The sequence below is a fragment of the Streptomyces sp. NPDC055966 genome (assembly GCF_042269865.1).
Taxonomy (GTDB): domain Bacteria; phylum Actinomycetota; class Actinomycetes; order Streptomycetales; family Streptomycetaceae; genus Streptomyces.
The window spans coordinates 1-2,019 of sequence record NZ_JBHJYK010000080.1 but is presented as its reverse complement, the minus strand read 5'-3'; the positions used below and the strand labels follow the sequence as shown (position 1 = coordinate 2,019).

The following is a 2,019-nucleotide window of genomic DNA, read 5'->3' as shown; positions in this document are numbered from 1 at the left end:
GATATCCGAATCCTGGTAGAAACTATGAGAAATCAGCTCGTCATATCGTTAACGTCCACGGGTGCCGTACTACTTGTCACTCCACCGCAGCAGTCCCGTGGGGAGCCGAACCGCGGGCGGTCTTCTCCCGTCTGGCGGAGGCTGGTGGCGAGGGCGTTTGGGGCGGGGCGATCGAGCTCTCGGCGCCGTACCGAAGGCGCCGGTGGGCTTGTGGTTCATGAGCGCAATCAGGCAGGCCGGTGCGCTGCACCATGCGCTCGTCCGGCGCCCTCCCCAGCTGGGCCCCCAGGATTCGGCGGACCTGCGCGGCCGTGCGATCTGCGTGCTCCTTCTCCAGCGTCATGGGGTTCGAGGCCGACCGCCCCGACGAGTTGTGGATGGCTCCCTTCCCTGGTCCCCGTTCCTCGCCGACGGACCTGGCGGCAGCCTTCCGCTGCTCCTACGTCGACGAGGCCACGGACCGAGCTGCTTCAGCGAGGTGGGCGGCGGCTGGGTACCTGCTTTGGACCGAGGCGTCTGAAGGGGAACCAGGGATCGCGGTGAGTGCGTCACGTGATCGTGACGACTGCTCGGACGTGCTTGCGCACTGCGAACCCTAGTGACGCGGAGAGGATCACTGACCTGCACACTCTGGCTCGAACGGCGTACTACCAGGCAGGTGGACTGTCAGCCATGGAGCTCGCTCCCCCCGATGCGCTCTCCAGCCGCCAGGAGAGCTGGATGCGTGCGATCCAATCCAACGACCGGACTGTGGTGCGCGCGGAGCGAGAGAGCGAGTTGGTGGGCGTTTTGGCGATGGGCCCTCCCTACGAAGCTGATGCCGATGCCGCGTCTACGGGCCAGCTCTACCAGATTCACGTCCGCCCCGGCCTTTGGGGACAGGGCATCGGCAGCCACCTGCACGCGGCATTCGTGCAATTTCTTCGCGATGCGTCACTGGCCACGGGTGTACTGGAGGTATGGGAACGCAACAGCCGAGCCCAGGCCTTCTACACCCGGCACGGATGGAGGCGGGATGGACATCATCGGCCTGGTCCGGGTAACGCGCGCTACGTTCGCATGTGCCTCGGCCTGGGTCTCGAAGCACAACCGGGTCGAAGTGGTCAACTCGCTGCAGAGTCCCGGGTCAGAAGGGGGTACTGATCCACCGGCACCTCGCCGAAGAGAACGAAGTTCGTGTGCTGCTGTTCTCAGCGTGTGGTCGGTTGGCGGAATCGGCGGTAGTGCGTTCCTCCGCTGATCAGGGCTGTGATGCTTACGGCGGCGGCTGTCCAGATGCCGTCGGCGCCGGTCTCCGCGAGTGAACTTTCCGTCCGCTACTGCGCGAGCGCATGCGTCGTGCCAGGCGCGGTGTGTGGTGTGAGCTGCTTGTGCGGCGCCGGAGGGGTCGGCCGCGTCGGCGTACGGAGCGGGCCGGCGGTGTGTGCCGACGGGAGGCTCGGGTGTGGTGCGGGTGGGTTCGCTGGGCTGGCTGCTGGGGGAGTTCAGGGTAGGGCGCCCGATCGTGACGGGTCCGTCGGATGCATTGTCGTGGTGCCCGGGATCGCCCTTACCGGGTGTCCAGGCTTCCGGTGCGCGGCCAGCCGGCAACGGCTGACGTGGTCGGCGGGTGCTCCGAGGAGGTGCGTGGCCCCCGTTTCAGGGGCGGGCTCCTGGCGTAAGCGCTCGCGCCTGTTCCCACTGTTCGGGGGGTGCGGTGGAGGCGCGGAGGGCAACGGGGCGGCGGGGTCGGAAGATGCCTGGGCGGGCGGGCTGGCTGGTGGTGGGGGGAAGGGTGCGGGCCCGGGCACCAGGGGGTGATGCCTGGTGTCCGGGCCCGTTGGCGCGCGTGTGGCGCGTGGGTTGTCGGACAGCGGTTGGAGGGGTGGGGTTTCCCGGCTCGATTGCGGCGGGCCGGGGCCCCGTGTGTGCTGTCGTATTGCGGTCAGTCGTTCCAGCCGCCCTCGCCGCCGCCCTCGCCGCCGCGGTCGCCGCCGCGGTCCCCGCCCCGGCCGCCCTCGTCCCAGCCGCCTTCGTGGT

The 2,019-nt window shown here is 68.7% G+C and carries 1 protein-coding gene; it reads left to right on the top strand.

What is annotated here, in order from left to right; translation table 11 throughout:
* Positions 1 to 543: 543 nt before the first annotated feature.
* Complete coding sequence (locus ACFC8N_RS48840; RefSeq protein ID WP_376296098.1) at positions 544 to 1,143, top strand: GNAT family N-acetyltransferase; 600 nt, start codon at positions 544 to 546, stop codon at positions 1,141 to 1,143.
* Positions 1,144 to 2,019 lie beyond the last annotated feature (876 nt).